Source organism: Halomonas nitroreducens (assembly GCF_003966155.1).
Taxonomy (GTDB): domain Bacteria; phylum Pseudomonadota; class Gammaproteobacteria; order Pseudomonadales; family Halomonadaceae; genus Halomonas; species Halomonas nitroreducens.
The window spans coordinates 102,231-120,064 of the sequence record NZ_RXNS01000013.1; the positions used below are offsets into that span (position 1 = coordinate 102,231).

Below are 17,834 nucleotides of genomic sequence, written 5' to 3' on the forward strand. Positions count from 1 at the left end.
GCGCCTCCTTGCGTTCCGGCCGGCGGCCCCCGACTCAGCCGGTGACGGTCTCGCGGCCGACGGGCACCTGGCGGGGACGCGGGACCTCGGAGATCTCGTCGAGCCGGGCCTCGATCCAGGCCTCGGTCTCGGCCAGCACTTCCTCGGGGCTGCGGCCGGCGGTCTCGATGGGCTCGCCGACCACCAGGGACAGCCGCCCCGGCCGCTTGACCCAGTGGCGCCCGGGCCAGCGCTCACCGGCATTGTGGGCCACCGGCACCACCGGCATGCCGGCTCGGCAGGCGATTACCGCGCCGCTCTTGTTGTAGCGACGCCGCTGGCCCGGCGCCACGCGGGTGCCCTCGGGAAAGATCAGCACCGAGAGCCCCTTCTCCAGCCGGCGCTTGCCCTGGGTCAGCACCTGCTTCATCGCCCGGGCCGGCTTGGAACGGTCAAGGGCGATGGGATGCAGCAGGCGCAGCCCCCAGCCGAAGATCGGGATATTGAGCAGCTCCCGCTTGAGCACCGTACACACCGGTGGCTTGAGCAGCTGCAGGTAGACGGTCTCCCACTCGCACTGGTGGTTGGCCAGGATCACGCAGGGCCCGTCGGGTAGACGCTCGCGGCCGCGGATGTCATAGCGCACGCCACACACCAGGCCGAACCAGGCGATGATGAAGTGGTTGTAGAGGTTGAGCAGCCGGTAGCGGGACTTCAGCGGCAGAAAGGGCGACGGCGGCAGGAACAGCACGCCGCAGACCAGCATGGCCAGGACGTAGCCGATATAGAAGATGACGCTGCGAATCGGGTTCATGCCTGGTCGGCCTCCTTGGTCGCCCCGGGGTCGTCATCCCGAGCCAGGCACCAGGCATCCAGCATGCGGCCGACCTCGAGCCGCCAGGGCTTCTGGTGGACCCCGAAGACATTCAGCACCCGTCGGCAGTTGAGCACACGGCGCAGCGGCTGGTCGTGGTGGTGGCTGAGCGCCTTGACCCCGCCCAGGGCGACCGTCTCGCCACGCCCCTCGAGACGCGTGGACAGTTGGGTGCGCACCATGGAGACGAAGGTGTAGGCGCTGACCGGCTCGGTGCCGGCCAGGTGATAGCTGCCCCAGGCCTCGGCGCCGCAGTGCTGCTGCTGCAGCATGCCGATCAGCGCCATCGCCACCGCATCGGCGGAGGTCGGACAGAAAATCACGTCGGATTCCGCGCGCAGGTCACCGCCCGCCATCAGGGTATCGAGCAGCTCGCCCAGCCAGGCATGGCTGCCCTCGAGGGCGAACAGCGGTCCCAGGCGCACGATGAGGTGACGGGGCAGCTCGGCGCGGATCCGGTCGCCGGCCGCCACCAGCTGCCGCAGGCCCTCGTCACGCGGCTCGGGGATCACGTGCTCGTCGATGGGGCTCTCGAAGCCATCCTCGTAGAGCTGGTCCGACACGCACCAGGTCAGCGGGACGTCCCGGGCCCGACACGCCGCCATGCAGGCCATGACGGCCTCGGCATGGGCCGTCACGGCTGCCGGGTCGGCAGTCAGCGGACGCGACAGAGGCGGGATCACCAGGGCATCCGGGCGCACCTCGTCGAGGCGCGCCACGGTCAGCGCCAAGCCTGGCTCGATCAGCAATTCGACGTCACTGCGGCGATTGGCCTCCCGGGCCAGCGCCAGGCTCAGGCAATGCCCGGCATCCAAGATCAACAGCTTCACGGCGACTCCTAGCGGCTAGCCGAGGACGGGCTTGATCAAAAGGGGATCTCGTCGTCGAAGTCGTCGAAGCTGCCCGGATCCGGGGCCCCGTAGTTGCCGCCCTGCTGCTGACCACCGCCCTGGTTGGGCGCCGGCTGGGGGGCCGGGCGCTGGGGCTGGCCACCGCCGTAGTTGCCGCCCTGCTGGGGCTGGCCACCGAAGTTGCCGCCCTGCTGCTGGCCGCCGAAGCCACCGCCCTGCTGGGGCTGGCCACCGAAGTTGCCGCCCTGCGGGGGCATGCCGCCGCCCATCTCGCCGCCGCTGCGGGAGTCGAGCATCTGCATGTCGTTGGCGACGATCTCGGTGCTGTACTTGTCCTGGCCGTTCTGGTCCTGCCACTTGCGGGTCTGCAGGCGGCCCTCGACGTAGACCCGCGAGCCCTTGCGCAGATACTGCTGGGAGATCTCGGCGAGCTTGTTGAACATCACCACCCGGTGCCACTCGGTGCGTTCCTGACGTTGGCCGCTCTGGCGATCGGTCCAGGTGTCAGTGGTCGCGAGGTTGAGGTTGGCCACCGCGGTGCCGGACGGCGTGAAGCGCACTTCCGGGTCCTGGCCGAGGTTGCCGATGAGAATGACCTTGTTGACGCCACGGGCCATGGTTGACTCCTTCTCGAATGCATAATGCTGCTGAATCGGCGAGGCCGGCGGGCCGGCCTCGCCACCGTGTCAGGGTCTCGCGACCCGGCGGGATCAGGTGCCGTCCCGCTCCTTGCCCGGGGCCACCAGCTCCGCCAGGGCCCGCTCGTCGAGGCGCTGGCGATCGACCTTGAGATAGGCCAGCCGTTCCTCGGGTACCACCATCACGTCCTCGACGCCGGCCACGTCGGCAAAGCGCGCCATCAGGGTGTCCAGGGCATCATCATGATGGCTTTCGTCCAGCGCGACCACCTCGCTGGACAGATGCCGCGGTGGTGTCATGCCGATCATCAGTCCCCACCAGGCCACCCCCAGCATGGCACAGCCGATGAACACCGCCGAGAGCCCCCACTGCTGGGACAGGGCCCCGCCCAGCACGCCGCCCAGGAAGGCCCCCAGGAACTGGCTGGTGGAGTAGAGGCCCATCGCCGTGCCCTTGGCCCCGGCCGGGGCGAGCTTGCTGAGCATGGAGGGCAGGGTCGCCTCCAGCAGGTTGAAGGCGGTGAAGAACACCAGCAGCCAGCTCATCAGCGCCCAGAGACCGTCGGCAAGCCCCGCCAGGCCGGCGAGGCTCAGGGTGATGGCACCGATCGCCCCCAGGCACATGGCCTTCATCCGGCGGCGCTTCTCGGCGACAATCACCAGCGGCACCATGGCCACGAAGGCCAGGGCCATGATGCCCAGGTAGACCCAGCCATGTTGCTCGATGACGATGCCCGCCTCGACCAGCCGGAAGGGCACGGCGACGAAGATCGCCATCAGGATCAGGTGCAGGGCGAAGATCGAGGCATCCATGCGCCATAGGTCGAGGCGCCCCAGGATGGTCCCTAGCTGCCCCCGGTCGAGGCCCACGTCCCGGTGGCCCCGGCGCCGCGGCGCCGGCGGCACCAGCCGCCACAGCACGGCCAGGCCGACCAGGGACAGGGCAGCGGTGAACCAGAAGACGCCCGCCAGTCCGTAGCGCGCCGAGACCAGCGGCCCCAGCACCATGGCCACGGCAAAGGCCACCCCGATGGACAGGCCAATGGTGGCCATGGCGGCAGTGCGCACCTGCTCGCGGGTCTGGTCGGCGAGCAGGGCCATGATCGCCGCCGCCACGGCGCCGCTGCCCTGCAGGCAGCGCCCCAGGATCACCCCGCCGATGCTGTCGGCCAGTGCCGCCACCACGCTGCCGAGCATGAACAGGACCAGGCCGCCGGCGATCACCGGCTTGCGGCCGATGCGGTCGGAGAGCAGGCCGAAGGGAATCTGCAGCGCCGCCTGGGTCAGGCCGTAGACGCCCAGGGCCAGCCCCACCAGCAGGGGCGTGGCCCCGGCCAGGTCGTCGGCATGCAGGGCCAGCACCGGCAGCACCATGAACAGCCCCAGCATGCGCGAGGCATAGAGGCCGGCCAGGCCGGTGATGGCGCGGCGCTCCGAGGCTAACAGCAGTCCTGAGACCTTTCGCATAGGGGATGACGTTCCGTGGGTGGAGGCTGGCGGACCGGAATGGACCGCATATTCTAGCGGCTCGCCGCCCCCCAGGGAAAGCCGGCGCCGGGCGGGGCTTTGCCGGGGCCGCGCGGGGCCACGTATAATCGTCCTTTTGCCGTGTCTCGCGAGGTGGGAATGGACAGGATTCTGGTCAGGGGTGCCCGCACCCACAACCTCAAGCAGATCGACGTCGAGCTGCCCCGGGACAAGCTGATCGTGGTCACCGGCCTGTCGGGATCGGGCAAGTCCTCGCTGGCCTTCGACACCCTCTATGCCGAGGGTCAGCGCCGCTACGTGGAGTCGCTCTCCACCTACGCCCGGCAGTTTCTGTCGATGATGGAGAAGCCCGACGTCGACCATATCGAGGGCCTCTCGCCGGCGATCTCCATCGAGCAGAAATCCACCTCCCACAACCCGCGCTCCACCGTGGGCACCATCACCGAGATCTACGACTATCTGCGCCTGCTCTATGCCCGCGCCGGGACGCCGCGCTGCCCCGAGCACGGCGAGGACCTCGAGGCCCAGACCATCTCGCAGATGGTCGACCAGGTGCTGGGGCTGCCCGAGGGCAGCAAGCTGATGCTGCTGGCTCCAGTGGTCAAGGGCCGCAAGGGCGAGCACCTGCAGCTGCTGGCCGAGCTGCGCGCCCAGGGCTTCGTACGCGCCATGGTCGACGGCCAGGTGCTCGAGCTCGACGATATCGCGCCGCTGGACAAGAATCGCAAGCACGACATCAGCGTGGTGGTGGACCGCATCAAGGTCCGTGAGGGCCTGGCCCAGCGCCTGGCGGAATCCTTCGAGACCGCCCTCGGCCTGGCCGATGGCATCGCCCTGGTCCACTTCATGGACGGCGAGGCCGACGACATCGCCTTCTCGGCACGCTTCGCCTGTCCGGTCTGTGGCTACTCCATCGCCGAGCTCGAGCCGCGGATGTTTTCCTTCAACAATCCCGCCGGGGCCTGCTCGAGCTGCGATGGCCTCGGTGTCCAGCAGTACTTCGACCCGGACAAGCTGATCAGCCACCCCGAGCTGTCGCTGGCCGAAGGCGTGATAAAGGGCTGGGACAGGCGCAGCGTCTACTACTTCAACCAGCTGCAGGCGGTGGCCGACCACTACCGCTTCACCCTGGAGACGCCCTGGCAGGATCTGGCCCGCCATGAACGCGAGGTCATCCTCCACGGCAGCGGCCATGACGCCATCGCCTTCCATTACGTCAACGACCGCGGCCGCAAGGTCACCCGGGAGCATCCCTTCGAGGGCGTGCTGCCCAACATGCAGCGCCGCTACCGGGAGACCGAGTCCAGCGCGGTGCGCGAGGAACTGGCCCGCTATATCGCCACCCAGTCTTGTCCGGCCTGCGAGGGCAGTCGATTGCGCAAGGAGGCCCGGCACGTCTACATCGACGACCGCCCGCTGCCCCAGCTGGTCCACCTGCCCATCGGCGAGGCCCTGACCTACTTCCAGGCTCTGGCCCTCCCCGGCCGGCGCGGCGAGATCGCCGAGAAGATCATCAAGGAGATCCAGGCACGGCTCGAGTTCCTGGTCAACGTGGGCCTGGACTACCTCAACCTGGAGCGCAGCGCCGAGACCCTCTCCGGCGGCGAGGCCCAGCGCATCCGCCTTGCCAGTCAGATCGGCGCCGGCCTGGTGGGGGTGATGTACATCCTCGACGAACCCTCCATCGGCCTCCACCAGCGTGACAACGACCGCCTGCTCAAGACCCTCGAGCACCTCCGCGACCTGGGCAACACCGTGATCGTCGTCGAGCACGACGAGGATGCCATCCGCGCCGCCGACCACGTGCTCGACATCGGCCCCGGCGCCGGCGTCCACGGCGGCCAGGTGGTGGCCCAGGGCACGCCCGCGCAGATCATGGCCACCCCGGCCTCCCTCACCGGCCAGTACCTGGCCGGCGTGAAGTGCATCGAAGTGCCCCCCTGGCGGATCCCCGGCAATCCCGAGAAGACGGTGCGACTCTCCGGTGCCCGGGGCAACAACCTCCAGGACGTGACCCTGACGCTGCCCCTGGGACTCTTCGTCTGCGTCACCGGCGTCTCGGGCTCGGGTAAGTCGACGCTGATCAACGCGACACTGATGCCCATCGCCGCTCGCGAGCTCAATAGAGCCACGGCCCTGACCCCGGCGAGCCATGACCGCATCGAGGGGCTCGAGCACCTCGACAAGGTCATCGACATCGACCAGAGCCCCATCGGCCGCACCCCGCGCTCGAACCCCGCGACCTACACGGGCATCTTCACGCCGATCCGCGAGCTGTTCGCCGGTACCCAGGAGGCCCGGTCCCGGGGCTACAAGCCCGGCCGCTTCTCCTTCAACGTCAAGGGAGGGCGCTGCGAAGCCTGCCAGGGCGAAGGCATGATCAAGGTGGAGATGCACTTCCTGCCGGACATCTATGTGCCCTGCGATGTCTGCAAGGGCAAGCGCTACAACCGCGAGACCCTGGAGATCCAGTACAAGGGCAAGAGCATCCATGAGGTTCTGGAGATGACCGTGGAGGAGGCCCTGGAGTTCTTCAGCCCGGTACCGGCCATCGCTCGCCGGCTGCAGACGCTGATGGACGTCGGGCTGTCCTACATCCGCCTCGGCCAGAGCGCCACCACCCTCTCCGGCGGCGAGGCCCAGCGGGTCAAGCTGGCCCGGGAGCTGGCCAAGCGCGACACCGGCAAGACCCTGTACATCCTCGACGAGCCCACCACCGGCCTGCACTTCGAGGACATCCGCCAGCTGCTCACGGTGCTCCACCGGCTGCGCGACCACGGCAACACCATCGTGGTCATCGAGCACAACCTGGACGTGATCAAGACCGCGGACTGGCTGATCGATCTCGGCCCGGAGGGCGGCTCCGGCGGCGGACGGATCATCGCCGAGGGCACCCCGGAGCAGGTCGCCCGCCGCGAGGACTCGCACACCGGGCGCTTCCTCAGGCCGCTGCTGGCACGCGGCACGGCCGCCAAGGCCGAGACGGAAGCCGCCTCTTAAGCTGTAAGCACCGCATAGACCCCCGAAGGACAGCATCTGACGGGGTTTTCTTTTGGCTTACAGCTTATGGCTTCCGACTCCCGGCGAAGCCGGGCGCAAAAAAACCGGCTCCCGAAGGGGAGCCGGTTTCGTCTGAGGCCCAGGAGGCGCGCACGAGGATCAGTCCTCGGCGGCTTCCTCGACGACCGGACGGTCGACCAGTTCGACGTAGGCCATGGGGGCGTTGTCGCCGGTGCGGTAGCCGCACTTGAGGATACGGACGTAACCGCCCGGACGCTCGGCGTAACGCGGACCCAGCTCGTTGAAGAGCTTGCCGACCGCTTCCTTGGAGCGGGTGCGGCTGAAGGCCAGACGACGGTTGGCGACGCTGTCCTGCTTGGCCAGGGTGATCAGCGGCTCGATGACGCGACGCAGCTCCTTGGCCTTGGGCAGGGTTGTCTTGATCACTTCGTGCTCGACCAGCGACACGCTCATGTTCTTGAACATGGCCTGGCGGTGCGAGCTGGTACGATTCAGGTGACGACCACTCTTACGATGACGCATGGTTGTGATTCCTTACCAAACTGGGACTCGAGTCGACGCTCACGCGGAGGCCTTGTCGTCCTTCAGGCTAGCCGGCGGCCAGTTCTCCAGCCGCATGCCAAGGGACAGACCACGGGCGGCCAACACGTCCTTGATCTCATTCAGGGACTTCTTGCCGAGATTCGGGGTCTTCAGCAGCTCCACCTCGGTGCGCTGGATCAGGTCCCCGATGTAGTAGATGTTCTCGGCCTTCAGGCAGTTGGCGCTGCGCACGGTCAACTCGAGATCGTCTACGGGGCGCAGCAGGATCGGATCGATATGATCCTCTTCCTCCTCCACTTCCTGTTCCTTGTCGGCTTCCAGGTCGACGAACGCGGCCAGCTGCTCCTGCAGGATGGTCGCGCTGCGACGGATCGCCTCTTCCGGGTCCAGGGTGCCGTCGGTTTCCAGGTTGATGATCAGCTTGTCGAGGTCGGTGCGCTGTTCGACACGCGCGGCCTCGACGGAGTAGGAAACCCGACGCACGGGGCTGAAGGTCGCATCCAGCTGCAGGCGGCCGATGGCACGAGTCTCGTCGTCCGCCTCGCCGCGAACGTCCGCCGGCTCGTAGCCGCGGCCGCGGGCGATCTTGAGCTGCATCTTCAGCTCGGCGCCCTCGTTGACGTGCGCGATGACGTGCTCGGGATTGACGATCTCGACGTCATGGTCGAGGGCGATGTCACCCGCGGTCACGACGGCCGGGCCCTGCTTGTTCAGCGAGAGCACCGCCTCGTCGCGGCTGTGCATCTTGATCGCCACGTCCTTGAGGTTCAGGAGGATTTCGATGACATCTTCCTGGACGCCCTCGATCGCGCTGTACTCGTGGTCGACACCGGCGATCTCGGCTTCCACCACGGCACAGCCGGGCATGGACGAGAGCAGGATGCGACGCAGTGCATTCCCCAGCGTGTGGCCGAAACCACGCTCGAAGGGCTCGAGCACGATCTTCGCGTGGTGTGCGCTGATCTCTTCGACCTTGATGTCGCGAGGACGGAGAAACTCTGTCACTGAACGCTGCATTATGAATACCTTTCAGGCTGCCAAACGGATACTCGGTACTGAAGGCCGCTCCCCGTCGCCGGGGAGCGCCACGGCGGGGCCGCTTACTTCGAGTACAGCTCGACGATCAGGTTTTCGTTGATGTCGGCAGACAGGTCACCGCGTTCAGGCAGAGCCTTGAAAGTGCCTTCCATCTTCTTGGCATCGGTCTCGATCCAGGCCACGTCGCCACGGTTGGCGGCGATGCCCAGGGCGTTCTGGATACGCGCCTGGTTCTTGGCCTTCTCACGGACGGAGACCACGTCACCCGGCTTGACCTTGTAGGACGCCACGTTGACGGCCTTGCCGTTGACGGCGATCGCCTTGTGGCTGACCAGCTGACGCGCCTCGGAACGCGTGGCGCCGAAGCCCATGCGGTAGACGACGTTGTCCAGTCGGGATTCAAGCAGTTGCAGCAACAGCTCACCGGTCGCGCCCTTCAGGCGGGCCGCTTCCTTGTAGTAGTTGCGGAACTGCTTCTCGAGCACGCCGTACATGCGACGTACTTTCTGCTTCTCGCGAAGCTGCAAGCCGTAGTCGGAAATACGCTGACGACGCTGGCCGTGCACACCCGGAATCTGCTCGGATTTGCACTTCTTCTCGAAGGGAGTGACACCGCTCTTCAGGAAGAGGTCGGTGCCTTCACGACGAGACAGTTTGCACTTCGGTCCAATATAACGAGCCATGAATCTGTCTCCTTAAACGCGGCGTTTCTTCGGCGGACGGCAGCCATTGTGGGGAATGGGCGTCGCGTCGGTGATGCTCTGCACGCGGAAGCCGGCGGCATTCAGTGCACGCACGGCGGATTCACGACCCGGACCGGGGCCTTTGACCAGCACGTCGACGTTTTTCACACCATACTCGGCTGCAGCGGTCGCTGCACGCTCGCTTGCCACTTGAGCAGCGAACGGGGTGCTCTTGCGAGAACCACGAAAACCCGAACCACCGGCGGTCGCCCAAGAGAGAGCGTTGCCCTGGCGGTCTGTGATCGTAATGATCGTGTTGTTAAAAGAGGCGTGGATATGCGCGACGGCATCCACCACCTGCTTTTTAACCTTCTTACGGTTGCTACGCGGGTTAGCCATGTTGATGTCTATTCCTGTCGTTACGCCAGAACGTGCGTGTTATTTGCGGATCGGCTTGCGCGGGCCCTTACGGGTACGCGCATTGGTCTTGGTACGCTGACCATTCAGCGGAAGACCACGACGATGACGCAGACCACGATAGCAACCCAGGTCCATGAGACGCTTGATGTTCAGCGTCACATCACGACGAAGATCGCCTTCAACGGTGTACTTGCCGACTTCACTACGCAGGGTGTCCACTTCCTCAGAGGACAGATCCTGGATCTTGGTGGTCGGCGCGATGCCGGACGCGACACAGATGTCCTGTGCGCGAGTACGGCCAATCCCGAAGATATAGGTCAGCGAAATCGCCGCATGCTTGTTGTCCGGGATATTGACGCCTGCAATACGGGCCATCAGCTTACTCCGAAATTTGAGCGGCTTGCTCGTTGGATCATCTACAAAAGGCGCAACAGCATACCCCTTTCCCTGACAAAGGGCAAGGGGCATGCCGGCGCCGGTTCAGTACAGCGTCAGGAATCAGCCCTGGCGCTGCTTGTGCCGCGGCTCGCTGCAGATGACGCGCACGGCGCCATTGCGACGAATGATCTTGCAGTTGCGGCACATTTTCTTCACGGAAGCTCGAACTTTCATCGTTCTCTCCAATTCGCCAGCGGCGCGCCTCAGCGCATGATGCCGCCGCTACCGTAGCCTTTCAGGTTGGACTTCTTCATCACCGAGTCATACTGGTGCGACATGAGATGCGACTGCACCTGGGCCATGAAGTCCATGATCACCACCACCACGATCAGCAGCGAGGTACCGCCGAAGAAGAACGGCACGTTCCAGGCCACGATCAGGAACTGGGGCATCAGGGAAACCGCGGTGATGTAGAGGGCACCGAACAGGGTCAGACGGGTCATGACCTTGTCGACATAGCGAGCGGTCTGCTCGCCGGGGCGGATGCCCGGCAGGAAGGCCCCCGACTTCTTGAGGTTGTCGGCGACATCCTTGGGGTTGAAGACCAGCGCTGTGTAAAAGAAGCAGAAGAATACCACCGCCGCAGCGAAAAGCAAGATGTACAGCGGCTGTCCCGGCCCGAGGGCCTGGGACGCGCGCTGCAGCCATTCCATGCCTTCCCCGGCACCAACCCACTGACCCAGCGAGGCCGGGAACAGCAGGATGCTCGAGGCGAAGATCGCCGGAATCACGCCCGCCATGTTCACCTTGAGCGGCAGGTAGCTGCTCTGCCCGGCATACATCTTGTTGCCGACCTGGCGACGCGGGTAGTTCACCGTGATGCGGCGCTGGCCGCGCTCGATGAACACCACGAAGGCCACGGTGGCAATGCCCAGGATGGACAGGGCCAGCAGCGGCAGCACGTTCCAGGCACCCTCGTTGCGGGCCAGCTCGAAGGCCTGGCCCACGGCACCGGGCAGGCCGGCGACGATCCCCGAGAAGATCAGCAGCGAGATGCCGTTGCCGATACCCTTCTCGGTGATCTGCTCGCCCAGCCACATCAGGAACACCGCCCCGGACACGAAGGTCACGACGGCGGTGAAATAGAAGCTGAAATCGGCCGTGTAGGCGATGCCCTGACTGGCCAGGCCCACCGACATGCCGGTGGCCTGGACGAAGGCCAGGAGCACGGTGCCGTAGCGCGTGTACTGGCTGATCTTGCGACGGCCGGCCTCACCCTCCTTCTTCAGCTGCTCGAGCTGAGGCGAGACCGCGGTCAGCAGCTGCATGATGATCGACGCCGAGATGTAGGGCATGATGCCCAGGGCGAGGATACTCATGCGCTCCAGAGCACCGCCCGAGAACATGTTGAACATGCCCAGGATGGTGCCCTGCTGCTCCCTGAACAAGGCAGCAAGCTGGTCAGGATTGATACCGGGAACGGGAATGTGGGCACCGATGCGGTAGACCACGATGGCGAGGAGCACGAAGCGCAGACGCGCCCAGAGTTCGCTCAGACCGCTGCCCATCGCCGGCATGTTTCCTGACTTGGCCATTTAGTCCTCTACCTTGCCGCCGGCGGCTTCGATCGCGGCACGGGCACCCTTGGTGACCTTGATGCCGCGCACGGTAACCGCCTTGTTCAGATCGCCGGAAAGGATCACCTTGGCATGCTGCGTGGCGTCCTTGAGCACGTTGGCCTGCTTGAGGGTGTCCAGAGTGACCTCGTCACCCTCGACCCGGGCCAGTTCGGCCAGGCGGACTTCCTCGGAGACCAGCGACTTGGCGGAGGTGAAGCCGAACTTCGGCAGACGACGCTGCAGCGGCATCTGGCCGCCCTCGAAGCCGGGCTTCACGCTGCCACCGCTGCGCGACTTGAGGCCCTTGTGGCCACGGCCGCCGGTCTTGCCCAGACCGGAGCCGATACCACGGCCGACGCGCTTCTCGGCGTGCTTGGAGCCCGGGGCCGGGCTCAGGCTATTGAGTTTCATGGATTACTCTCCCTCAACACGCACAAGGTAGTTGACCTTGTGGATCATGCCGCGGACGGCAGGGGTGTCTTCCAGTTCGACCGTATGACCGATGCGACGCAGGCCGAGGCCCTTCATGGTGGCCTTGTGCTTGGCCAACACGCCGATGGTGCTGCGGGTCTGGGTAACCTTGATCGTTGCTGACATGGACCTTACCCCGTGATCGCTTCGACTGACAGACCGCGCTTGGCGGCCACGTCTTCCGGCGACTGCAGGGAGGCCAGACCGTTGACGGTCGCCCGCACCACGTTCACCGGGTTGGTGGAGCCGTAGCACTTGGCCAGGACGTCATGGACGCCGGCCAGCTCGAGCACGGAGCGCATGGCACCGCCGGCGATGATCCCGGTACCCTCGGAGGCCGGCTGCATGTACACCTTGGAGGCGCCATGACGGGCCTTGACCGGGTACTGCAGGGTGCCGCCGGTCAGGTTGACCTTGACCATGTTGCGACGCGCCTGGTCCATGGCCTTCTGGATCGCGACCGGCACTTCGCGTGCCTTGCCGCGGCCGAAGCCGACACGACCGTTACCGTCGCCGACGACGGTCAGAGCGGTGAAGCCGAAGATTCGACCACCCTTGACCACCTTGGCGACACGGTTGACCTGCACGAGCTTTTCCTGCAGATCTCCGCTTTGCTGTTCGTTCTTCGCCATCGTAAAACCCTTTAGAATTCCAGGCCGCCTTCACGAGCGGCGTCGGCCAGGGCCTTGACTCGGCCGTGGTACTTGAAACCGGCACGATCGAAGGCCACCTGGGTGATGCCAGCCTGCTTGGCGCGTTCGGCAATCAGCGCGCCCACCTTGGAGGCGGCGTCGACGTTACCGGTCGCACCCTCGCGCAGAGCCTTGTCCAGCGTGGAAGCGCTGGCCAGGACCTTGCCACCATCCGGCGAGATGATCTGCGCGTAGATGTGGCGCGGGGTACGGTTGACGCACAGGCGATACACGCCCAGCTCGCGGATCTTGGCGCGAGCGCGGCGGGCACGACGGAGACGAGATTCTTTCTTCGCGTTCATAACCCTGCCTTACTTCTTCTTGGCTTCTTTGCGGCGGACCTGCTCGTCGCCGTACCGGATACCCTTGCCCTTGTAGGGCTCGGGCGGACGGAAGGCGCGGATTTCCGCGGCAACCTGGCCGAGCTTCTGCTTGTCCGCGCTCTTCAGCACGATGGTGGTGTTCTTCGGCGTTTCCGCCGTGACACCCTCAGGCAGTTCGTAGTCGACCGGGTGAGAGAAGCCCAGTGTCAGGTTGAGCGTCTGGCCCTTGGCCTGGGCACGATAACCGACGCCGTTGATTTCGAGGCTCCGGCTGAAGCCTTCGGACACACCGGTGACCAGGTTCTGGACCAGGGCACGGGTGGTGCCGACCATCGCCCAGCTCTTGGCGGATTCGCTCGGCTGGAAGGTCACCTGACCCTCCTCCTGAGCGACCGCCACGTCGGGGTGGACGGTCATGGACAGAGTGCCCTGGCTGCCCTTGACGGACAGCTGATCACCGTCGAGCTTGAACTCGACGCCGCTGGGCAGTTTAACCGGATATTTGGCTACGCGGGACATTCCAAACTCCTAGAATACGGTGCAGATGACTTCACCACCGACACCAGCCTGGCGAGCCGCGCGGTCGGTCATCACCCCCTTGGAGGTGGTGACGATCGCGATACCCAGGCCCTCGGCAACCTTGGGCAGGGAGTCCTTGCCCTTGTAGCTGCGCAGTGACGGCTTGGAAGCCCGCTGCAGGTGCTCGATGACCGGCTTGCCTTCAAAGTACTTGAGGATCACGGTCAGCTCGGGCTTGGCCACGTCGCTGACGCTGTAGTCAGTGACATAACCCTCTTCCTTCAGCACGCGGGCCACCTCGACCTTGAGCTTGGAGGACGGCATGGAAACCGTCTCCTTGGTGGCCATCTGCGCATTGCGGATACGGGTGAACATATCCGCCAGAGTGTCTTGCATGCTCATTTACGTTGCGCTCCTGATGATTCTACGTGGCGTTACCAGCTGGACTTCTTGAGTCCGGGCACATCGCCACGCATGGCGGCTTCACGCAGCTTGTTGCGGCCGAGGCCGAACTTGTTGTAGTAGCCGTGCGGACGGCCGGTGACGCGGCAACGGTTACGCTTGCGCACCGGGCTGGAGTCACGCGGCAGCTGCTGCAGCTTGAGCTGCGCGTCGAAGCGCTCTTCGTCGGAAGCGTTCACGTCCTGGATGATCGCCTTGAGCTCGGCACGCTTGGCGGCATACTTCGCCACCAGCTTCGCGCGCTTCGCTTCACGCTCTACCATGCTTTTCTTTGCCATGATCCCACCCTTATTTCTTGAACGGGAAGTTCAATGCGCTCAGCAGCGCACGACCTTCTTCATCGGTGTTGGCGGTGGTGGTGATGGTGACATCCAGACCACGGATCCGGTCGATCTTATCATACTCGATCTCCGGGAAGATGATCTGCTCACGCACCCCCATGGAGTAGTTGCCACGACCGTCGAAGGACTTCGGGTTGAGACCACGGAAGTCACGAACGCGGGGGATCGCGATATTCACCAGGCGATCGAGGAAGTCCCACATGCGCTCGGAGCGCAGGGTCACCTTGATCCCGATCGGCCAGCCTTCACGCACCTTGAAGCCCGCGATGGACTTGCGTGCTTTGGTGACCAGCGGCTTCTGACCGGAGAGCTTCTCCAGGTCGCCGATGGCATTGTCGATCAGCTTCTTGTCGCTGGTCGCCTCGCCGATACCCATGTTCAGAGTCACCTTGGTGATCCGGGGTACCTGCATCACGTTGGCGTAGCTGAACTGCTCTTTGAGTTGAGCCACCACCTCGTTCTGATAACGTTCTTTCAAGTTCGCCATTTTGCTACCCGACTCGCGTTAGGCGTCGATCTGCGCTTGCGTCGACTTGTAGATACGTACCTTGGTACCGTCTTCCTTAACCTGGAAGCCGACGCGATCCGCCTTACCGGTCTCCTGATTGAAGATGGCAACATTGGACGCGTGAATCGGAGCCTCGCGCTCGACGATACCGCCCTGATTACCCGCCATGGGATTGGGCTTGGTGTGACGCTTGATCATGTTCACACCGGACACAATGTAGCGGTCGTCCTTGAGGACGCGCTTGATAGTGCCACGCTTGCCCTTGTCCTTCCCGGCGATGACGACCACTTCGTCGTCACGTTTGATCTTTTGCATATCCGCCTCGCTCCTTACAGCACTTCAGGCGCCAAGGAAATGATCTTCATGAACTTCTCGTTACGAAGCTCACGGGTCACCGGCCCGAAGATACGGGTACCGATCGGCTGTTCGTTGGTGTTGTTCAACAGAACTGCCGCATTTCCATCGAAGCGGATCAGCGAACCGTCGTTACGACGGACGCCACTACGGGTGCGAACCACCACCGCCTTGAGGACCTGGCCCTTCTTGACCTTGCCACGCGGGATGGCTTCCTTCACCGTGACTTTGATGATGTCGCCGACGCGGGCGTAGCGACGGTGAGAACCGCCCAGCACCTTGATGCACTGCACCCGGCGCGCCCCGCTGTTGTCTGCGACATCCAGCATTGTCTGAGTCTGAATCATCGGTTTTCTCCAAACCTAATCTGACTGCACTGGTTGGATCGGCCTCGGCCGATCACCCCTTGGCCTGTTCGACGACTTCGACCAGGGTCCAGGCCTTCTTCTTGGACAGCGGACGGCATTCCTCGATGGATACCGTGTCACCGGCCTTGGCCTGGTTCGCCTCGTCATGGGCGTGCAGCTTGGTGGAGCGCTTTACGTACTTGCCGTAGATCGGGTGGCGCTCACGACGCTCGATCATCACGACGATGGACTTGTCCATCTTGTCGCTCACCACCTTGCCAGTGAGCGTACGGGCTTTGTTTTCTTCGGCCATCTCAGACACCTGCCTTCTCGTTGAGCACAGTCTTCACGCGGGCGATATCCCGACGAACCTGCTTGAGCAGATGAGTCTGGCTCAGCTGGCCGGTGGCCTTCTGCATGCGCAGGTTGAACTGCTCGCGGAGGAGTTCGAAGAGCTGCTCCTGGAGCTGCTCGGCTGACTTTTCACGAATTTCCTGGGCTTTCATCACATCACCGTCCGTTTCACAAAGGTGGTGGAGACCGGGAACTTCTGGGCAGCCAGGGCGAATGCCTCGCGAGCCAGCTCCTCGGAAACGCCTTCGATCTCGTACAGGACACGGCCGGGCTGGATCTGCGCGACCCAGTACTCGACGGAGCCCTTACCCTTACCCATCCGGACTTCCAGCGGCTTCTTGGAAATCGGCTTGTCCGGGAAGACACGGATCCAGATCTTGCCGCCACGCTTGACGTGACGCGTGATCGCACGGCGACCGGCTTCGATCTGACGGGCGGTGACGCGGCCGCGGCCGGTGGCCTTGAGGCCATACTCGCCGAAGCTCACCTTGCTGCCGCGATGCGCCAGGCCACGGTTGCGGCCCTTCTGCACCTTGCGGAACTTCATACGCTTGGGTTGTAACATCGACTCGCTCTCCCCTTACCTGGAACCTTTCTTCTTGGAGGGCGCGCTCTGCGGCTGCTTGGCCTTGGCGCGGACCTCCTCGATGCCCCCGAGGATTTCACCCTTGAAGACCCAGACCTTGACACCGATGATGCCGTAGGTGGTCTTGGCCTCGTAGGTGGCGTAGTCGATGTCCGCACGCAGGGTGTGCAGCGGAACACGACCTTCGCGGTACCACTCGGTGCGGGCGATTTCCGCGCCGCCGAGGCGACCGGAGAGCTGCACCTTGATACCGCCGGCGCCCAGGCGCATGGCGTTCTGGACGGCGCGCTTCATGGCGCGACGGAACATGACACGACGCTCGAGCTGGCCGGCGATGTTCTGCGCGACGAGCTGGGCATCCAGCTCCGGCTTGCGAACTTCCTCGATGTTGACGTGCACCGGCACGCCCATCATCTGGGTGACGTCGCGACGCAGCTTGTCGACGTCCTCGCCCTTCTTGCCGATCACGATGCCCGGACGGGCAGTGTGAATGGTGATGCGGGCGTTGTTGGCCGGACGCTCGATGGTGATGCGGCTCACGGACGCATTCTTCAAACGTTCCTCGAGGAAGCGACGCACTTCGAGGTCGTTGTTCAGCTTGTCGGCATAGGCGCCGCGCTCGGCATACCAGACCGAGGCATGGTCCTTGACGATACCCAGGCGAATGCCTGTCGGATTGACTTTTTGACCCATCTGGTCGACTCCTACTTCTCGGCTACCTTGACGGTGATGTGGCAGGTGCGCTTCAGGATACGGTCCGCGCGGCCCTTGGCGCGCGGCCGGATGCGCTTGAGCGTCATGCCCTCATCGACGCAGATGGTCGAGACACGCAGCTCGTCGATATCCATGCCGTTGTTTTCTTCCGCATTCGCGATGGCGGACTGCAGCACCTTCTTGACCAGCTTGGAGGCCTTCTTCGGGGAGAAGGTCAGCAGGTCGAGCGCCTCGGCGACCGGCTTACCGCGCACCTGGTCAGCCACCAAACGGGCCTTCTGGGCGGATAAACGAGCGCCACGCAGCTTTGCTGTGACTTCCATCTCTAATCCTCTCTGGCTTACCGTTTGGCTTTCTTGTCCGCCGCATGACCGCGATAGGTGCGGGTGGCAGCGAATTCGCCCAGCTTGTGGCCAACCATTTCCTCGGAGACATGCACCGGGACGTGTTGGCGACCGTTATGGACTGCAATGGTGAGCCCGACCATGTTGGGCAGGATCATCGAACGACGCGACCAGGTCTTGATCGGTTTGCGGTCGTTCTTCTCCACTGCAGTCTCAACCTTCTTCAGCAGATGAAGGTCAATAAAAGGACCTTTCTTCAGTGAACGTGGCACAGCCGTTACCTCTTA

The 17,834-nt window shown here is 64.4% G+C and carries 28 protein-coding genes; 1 reads left to right on the forward strand and 27 read right to left on the reverse strand.

Annotated elements, in window-relative coordinates; translation table 11 throughout:
* Positions 1–34: 34 nt before the first annotated feature.
* The 4 genes from EKG36_RS14160 to EKG36_RS14175 form a co-directional block, all read right to left on the reverse strand.
* Positions 35–793 carry a lysophospholipid acyltransferase family protein gene (locus tag EKG36_RS14160; RefSeq protein WP_126485209.1) on the reverse strand — a complete coding sequence of 253 codons (759 nt, stop codon included), beginning with the start codon at positions 791–793 and terminating at the stop codon, positions 35–37.
* A complete protein-coding gene (locus tag EKG36_RS14165) occupies positions 790–1,683 on the reverse strand; it encodes a sugar nucleotide-binding protein (RefSeq protein ID WP_126485211.1) in 894 nt (297 codons plus the stop codon). The genes EKG36_RS14160 and EKG36_RS14165 overlap by 4 nt, the downstream gene beginning before the upstream one ends.
* Before the next feature lie 35 nt (positions 1,684–1,718).
* Positions 1,719–2,321, reverse strand: coding sequence for a single-stranded DNA-binding protein (ssb, locus tag EKG36_RS14170; protein ID WP_126485213.1), 603 nt, complete (start codon positions 2,319–2,321; stop codon positions 1,719–1,721).
* Positions 2,322–2,414: 93 nt separating this feature from the next.
* Positions 2,415–3,809, reverse strand: a complete 1,395-nt coding sequence (locus EKG36_RS14175; protein ID WP_126485215.1) for an MFS transporter — start codon at positions 3,807–3,809, stop codon at positions 2,415–2,417.
* Between the two features lie 159 nt (positions 3,810–3,968).
* On the opposite strand from EKG36_RS14175, the gene uvrA reads away from it, so the two are divergent.
* Positions 3,969–6,830, forward strand: coding sequence for an excinuclease ABC subunit UvrA (gene uvrA, locus EKG36_RS14180; protein ID WP_126485217.1), 2,862 nt, complete (start codon positions 3,969–3,971; stop codon positions 6,828–6,830).
* 159 nt (positions 6,831–6,989) lie between these two features.
* On the opposite strand, the gene rplQ is transcribed toward uvrA, so the two are convergent.
* From rplQ to rpsS, 23 genes are all read right to left on the reverse strand, one after another.
* Positions 6,990–7,373 (reverse strand): 50S ribosomal protein L17, encoded by a 384-nt coding sequence (gene rplQ, locus EKG36_RS14185; protein ID WP_126485219.1) that lies wholly within the window; start codon positions 7,371–7,373, stop codon positions 6,990–6,992.
* Between the two features lie 39 nt (positions 7,374–7,412).
* Positions 7,413–8,411, reverse strand: coding sequence for a DNA-directed RNA polymerase subunit alpha (locus tag EKG36_RS14190; RefSeq protein WP_126485220.1), 999 nt, complete (start codon positions 8,409–8,411; stop codon positions 7,413–7,415).
* 83 nt (positions 8,412–8,494) lie between these two features.
* Complete coding sequence (rpsD, locus tag EKG36_RS14195; protein WP_126485222.1) at positions 8,495–9,115, reverse strand: 30S ribosomal protein S4; 621 nt, start codon at positions 9,113–9,115, stop codon at positions 8,495–8,497.
* A gap of 12 nt (positions 9,116–9,127) precedes the next feature.
* Positions 9,128–9,514, reverse strand: coding sequence for a 30S ribosomal protein S11 (gene rpsK / locus EKG36_RS14200; RefSeq protein ID WP_013331014.1), 387 nt, complete (start codon positions 9,512–9,514; stop codon positions 9,128–9,130).
* A gap of 39 nt (positions 9,515–9,553) precedes the next feature.
* Positions 9,554–9,910, reverse strand: coding sequence for a 30S ribosomal protein S13 (gene rpsM / locus EKG36_RS14205; protein WP_126485224.1), 357 nt, complete (start codon positions 9,908–9,910; stop codon positions 9,554–9,556).
* A 123-nt stretch (positions 9,911–10,033) separates the two neighbouring features.
* Entirely contained in the window at positions 10,034–10,147 is a 114-nt protein-coding gene (gene rpmJ, locus EKG36_RS14210; RefSeq protein WP_008959154.1) for a 50S ribosomal protein L36, read from the reverse strand.
* Between the two features lie 29 nt (positions 10,148–10,176).
* Positions 10,177–11,508 (reverse strand): preprotein translocase subunit SecY, encoded by a 1,332-nt coding sequence (gene secY, locus EKG36_RS14215; RefSeq protein WP_126485227.1) that lies wholly within the window; start codon positions 11,506–11,508, stop codon positions 10,177–10,179.
* Positions 11,509–11,943 carry a 50S ribosomal protein L15 gene (rplO, locus tag EKG36_RS14220; protein ID WP_126485229.1) on the reverse strand — a complete coding sequence of 145 codons (435 nt, stop codon included), beginning with the start codon at positions 11,941–11,943 and terminating at the stop codon, positions 11,509–11,511.
* A gap of 3 nt (positions 11,944–11,946) precedes the next feature.
* Positions 11,947–12,129 (reverse strand): 50S ribosomal protein L30, encoded by a 183-nt coding sequence (gene rpmD / locus EKG36_RS14225; protein WP_013331010.1) that lies wholly within the window; start codon positions 12,127–12,129, stop codon positions 11,947–11,949.
* A gap of 5 nt (positions 12,130–12,134) precedes the next feature.
* The gene (gene rpsE / locus EKG36_RS14230; RefSeq protein ID WP_126485230.1) at positions 12,135–12,635 is read right to left on the reverse strand and encodes a 30S ribosomal protein S5; all 501 of its coding nucleotides are present in this window, start codon (positions 12,633–12,635) and stop codon (positions 12,135–12,137) included.
* An 11-nt stretch (positions 12,636–12,646) separates the two neighbouring features.
* Complete coding sequence (gene rplR / locus EKG36_RS14235) at positions 12,647–12,997, reverse strand: 50S ribosomal protein L18 (protein WP_097790609.1); 351 nt, start codon at positions 12,995–12,997, stop codon at positions 12,647–12,649.
* 9 nt (positions 12,998–13,006) lie between these two features.
* Positions 13,007–13,537: a 50S ribosomal protein L6 gene (rplF, locus tag EKG36_RS14240; protein ID WP_126485232.1), complete on the reverse strand. Its 531-nt coding sequence runs from the start codon at positions 13,535–13,537 to the stop codon at positions 13,007–13,009.
* Positions 13,538–13,546: 9 nt separating this feature from the next.
* Positions 13,547–13,939, reverse strand: a complete 393-nt coding sequence (gene rpsH / locus EKG36_RS14245) for a 30S ribosomal protein S8 (RefSeq protein WP_126485234.1) — start codon at positions 13,937–13,939, stop codon at positions 13,547–13,549.
* Positions 13,940–13,971: 32 nt separating this feature from the next.
* Positions 13,972–14,277 carry a 30S ribosomal protein S14 gene (gene rpsN, locus EKG36_RS14250; RefSeq protein ID WP_126485236.1) on the reverse strand — a complete coding sequence of 102 codons (306 nt, stop codon included), beginning with the start codon at positions 14,275–14,277 and terminating at the stop codon, positions 13,972–13,974.
* A 10-nt stretch (positions 14,278–14,287) separates the two neighbouring features.
* Complete coding sequence (gene rplE / locus EKG36_RS14255) at positions 14,288–14,827, reverse strand: 50S ribosomal protein L5 (protein ID WP_126485238.1); 540 nt, start codon at positions 14,825–14,827, stop codon at positions 14,288–14,290.
* Between the two features lie 18 nt (positions 14,828–14,845).
* Positions 14,846–15,163, reverse strand: coding sequence for a 50S ribosomal protein L24 (rplX, locus tag EKG36_RS14260; RefSeq protein WP_126485240.1), 318 nt, complete (start codon positions 15,161–15,163; stop codon positions 14,846–14,848).
* Between the two features lie 14 nt (positions 15,164–15,177).
* The gene (gene rplN / locus EKG36_RS14265) at positions 15,178–15,549 is read right to left on the reverse strand and encodes a 50S ribosomal protein L14 (protein WP_075571386.1); all 372 of its coding nucleotides are present in this window, start codon (positions 15,547–15,549) and stop codon (positions 15,178–15,180) included.
* 52 nt (positions 15,550–15,601) lie between these two features.
* The gene (gene rpsQ, locus EKG36_RS14270; RefSeq protein WP_126485242.1) at positions 15,602–15,862 is read right to left on the reverse strand and encodes a 30S ribosomal protein S17; all 261 of its coding nucleotides are present in this window, start codon (positions 15,860–15,862) and stop codon (positions 15,602–15,604) included.
* Between the two features lies 1 nt (position 15,863).
* Complete coding sequence (gene rpmC / locus EKG36_RS14275) at positions 15,864–16,055, reverse strand: 50S ribosomal protein L29 (RefSeq protein ID WP_013331000.1); 192 nt, start codon at positions 16,053–16,055, stop codon at positions 15,864–15,866.
* Positions 16,055–16,468 (reverse strand): 50S ribosomal protein L16, encoded by a 414-nt coding sequence (gene rplP, locus EKG36_RS14280; RefSeq protein WP_071943806.1) that lies wholly within the window; start codon positions 16,466–16,468, stop codon positions 16,055–16,057. Before rplP ends, rpmC begins: the two co-directional genes overlap by 1 nt.
* A 15-nt stretch (positions 16,469–16,483) precedes the next feature.
* On the reverse strand, positions 16,484–17,182 hold the full coding sequence (gene rpsC, locus EKG36_RS14285) for a 30S ribosomal protein S3 (RefSeq protein WP_126485244.1): 699 nt from the start codon (positions 17,180–17,182) through the stop codon (positions 16,484–16,486).
* A gap of 11 nt (positions 17,183–17,193) precedes the next feature.
* Positions 17,194–17,526, reverse strand: a complete 333-nt coding sequence (gene rplV, locus EKG36_RS14290; RefSeq protein ID WP_013330997.1) for a 50S ribosomal protein L22 — start codon at positions 17,524–17,526, stop codon at positions 17,194–17,196.
* 17 nt (positions 17,527–17,543) lie between these two features.
* On the reverse strand, positions 17,544–17,819 hold the full coding sequence (gene rpsS / locus EKG36_RS14295) for a 30S ribosomal protein S19 (RefSeq protein ID WP_072824351.1): 276 nt from the start codon (positions 17,817–17,819) through the stop codon (positions 17,544–17,546).
* Between the last annotated feature and the right edge of the window lie 15 nt (positions 17,820–17,834).

Coding starts and splice junctions, on each gene's coding strand:
- EKG36_RS14160 (WP_126485209.1), bottom strand. CDS start 793: ATGAACCCGATTCGCAGCGTCATCTTCTATATCGGCTACGTCCTGGCC.
- ssb (WP_126485213.1), bottom strand. CDS start 2,321: ATGGCCCGTGGCGTCAACAAGGTCATTCTCATCGGCAACCTCGGCCAG.
- EKG36_RS14175 (WP_126485215.1), bottom strand. CDS start 3,809: ATGCGAAAGGTCTCAGGACTGCTGTTAGCCTCGGAGCGCCGCGCCATC.
- uvrA (WP_126485217.1), top strand. CDS start 3,969: ATGGACAGGATTCTGGTCAGGGGTGCCCGCACCCACAACCTCAAGCAG.
- rplQ (WP_126485219.1), bottom strand. CDS start 7,373: ATGCGTCATCGTAAGAGTGGTCGTCACCTGAATCGTACCAGCTCGCAC.
- EKG36_RS14190 (WP_126485220.1), bottom strand. CDS start 8,411: ATGCAGCGTTCAGTGACAGAGTTTCTCCGTCCTCGCGACATCAAGGTC.
- rpsD (WP_126485222.1), bottom strand. CDS start 9,115: ATGGCTCGTTATATTGGACCGAAGTGCAAACTGTCTCGTCGTGAAGGC.
- rpsK (WP_013331014.1), bottom strand. CDS start 9,514: ATGGCTAACCCGCGTAGCAACCGTAAGAAGGTTAAAAAGCAGGTGGTG.
- rpsM (WP_126485224.1), bottom strand. CDS start 9,910: ATGGCCCGTATTGCAGGCGTCAATATCCCGGACAACAAGCATGCGGCG.
- rpmJ (WP_008959154.1), bottom strand. CDS start 10,147: ATGAAAGTTCGAGCTTCCGTGAAGAAAATGTGCCGCAACTGCAAGATC.
- secY (WP_126485227.1), bottom strand. CDS start 11,508: ATGGCCAAGTCAGGAAACATGCCGGCGATGGGCAGCGGTCTGAGCGAA.
- rplO (WP_126485229.1), bottom strand. CDS start 11,943: ATGAAACTCAATAGCCTGAGCCCGGCCCCGGGCTCCAAGCACGCCGAG.
- rpmD (WP_013331010.1), bottom strand. CDS start 12,129: ATGTCAGCAACGATCAAGGTTACCCAGACCCGCAGCACCATCGGCGTG.
- rpsE (WP_126485230.1), bottom strand. CDS start 12,635: ATGGCGAAGAACGAACAGCAAAGCGGAGATCTGCAGGAAAAGCTCGTG.
- rplR (WP_097790609.1), bottom strand. CDS start 12,997: ATGAACGCGAAGAAAGAATCTCGTCTCCGTCGTGCCCGCCGCGCTCGC.
- rplF (WP_126485232.1), bottom strand. CDS start 13,537: ATGTCCCGCGTAGCCAAATATCCGGTTAAACTGCCCAGCGGCGTCGAG.
- rpsH (WP_126485234.1), bottom strand. CDS start 13,939: ATGAGCATGCAAGACACTCTGGCGGATATGTTCACCCGTATCCGCAAT.
- rpsN (WP_126485236.1), bottom strand. CDS start 14,277: ATGGCAAAGAAAAGCATGGTAGAGCGTGAAGCGAAGCGCGCGAAGCTG.
- rplE (WP_126485238.1), bottom strand. CDS start 14,827: ATGGCGAACTTGAAAGAACGTTATCAGAACGAGGTGGTGGCTCAACTC.
- rplX (WP_126485240.1), bottom strand. CDS start 15,163: ATGCAAAAGATCAAACGTGACGACGAAGTGGTCGTCATCGCCGGGAAG.
- rplN (WP_075571386.1), bottom strand. CDS start 15,549: ATGATTCAGACTCAGACAATGCTGGATGTCGCAGACAACAGCGGGGCG.
- rpsQ (WP_126485242.1), bottom strand. CDS start 15,862: ATGGCCGAAGAAAACAAAGCCCGTACGCTCACTGGCAAGGTGGTGAGC.
- rpmC (WP_013331000.1), bottom strand. CDS start 16,055: ATGAAAGCCCAGGAAATTCGTGAAAAGTCAGCCGAGCAGCTCCAGGAG.
- rplP (WP_071943806.1), bottom strand. CDS start 16,468: ATGTTACAACCCAAGCGTATGAAGTTCCGCAAGGTGCAGAAGGGCCGC.
- rpsC (WP_126485244.1), bottom strand. CDS start 17,182: ATGGGTCAAAAAGTCAATCCGACAGGCATTCGCCTGGGTATCGTCAAG.
- rplV (WP_013330997.1), bottom strand. CDS start 17,526: ATGGAAGTCACAGCAAAGCTGCGTGGCGCTCGTTTATCCGCCCAGAAG.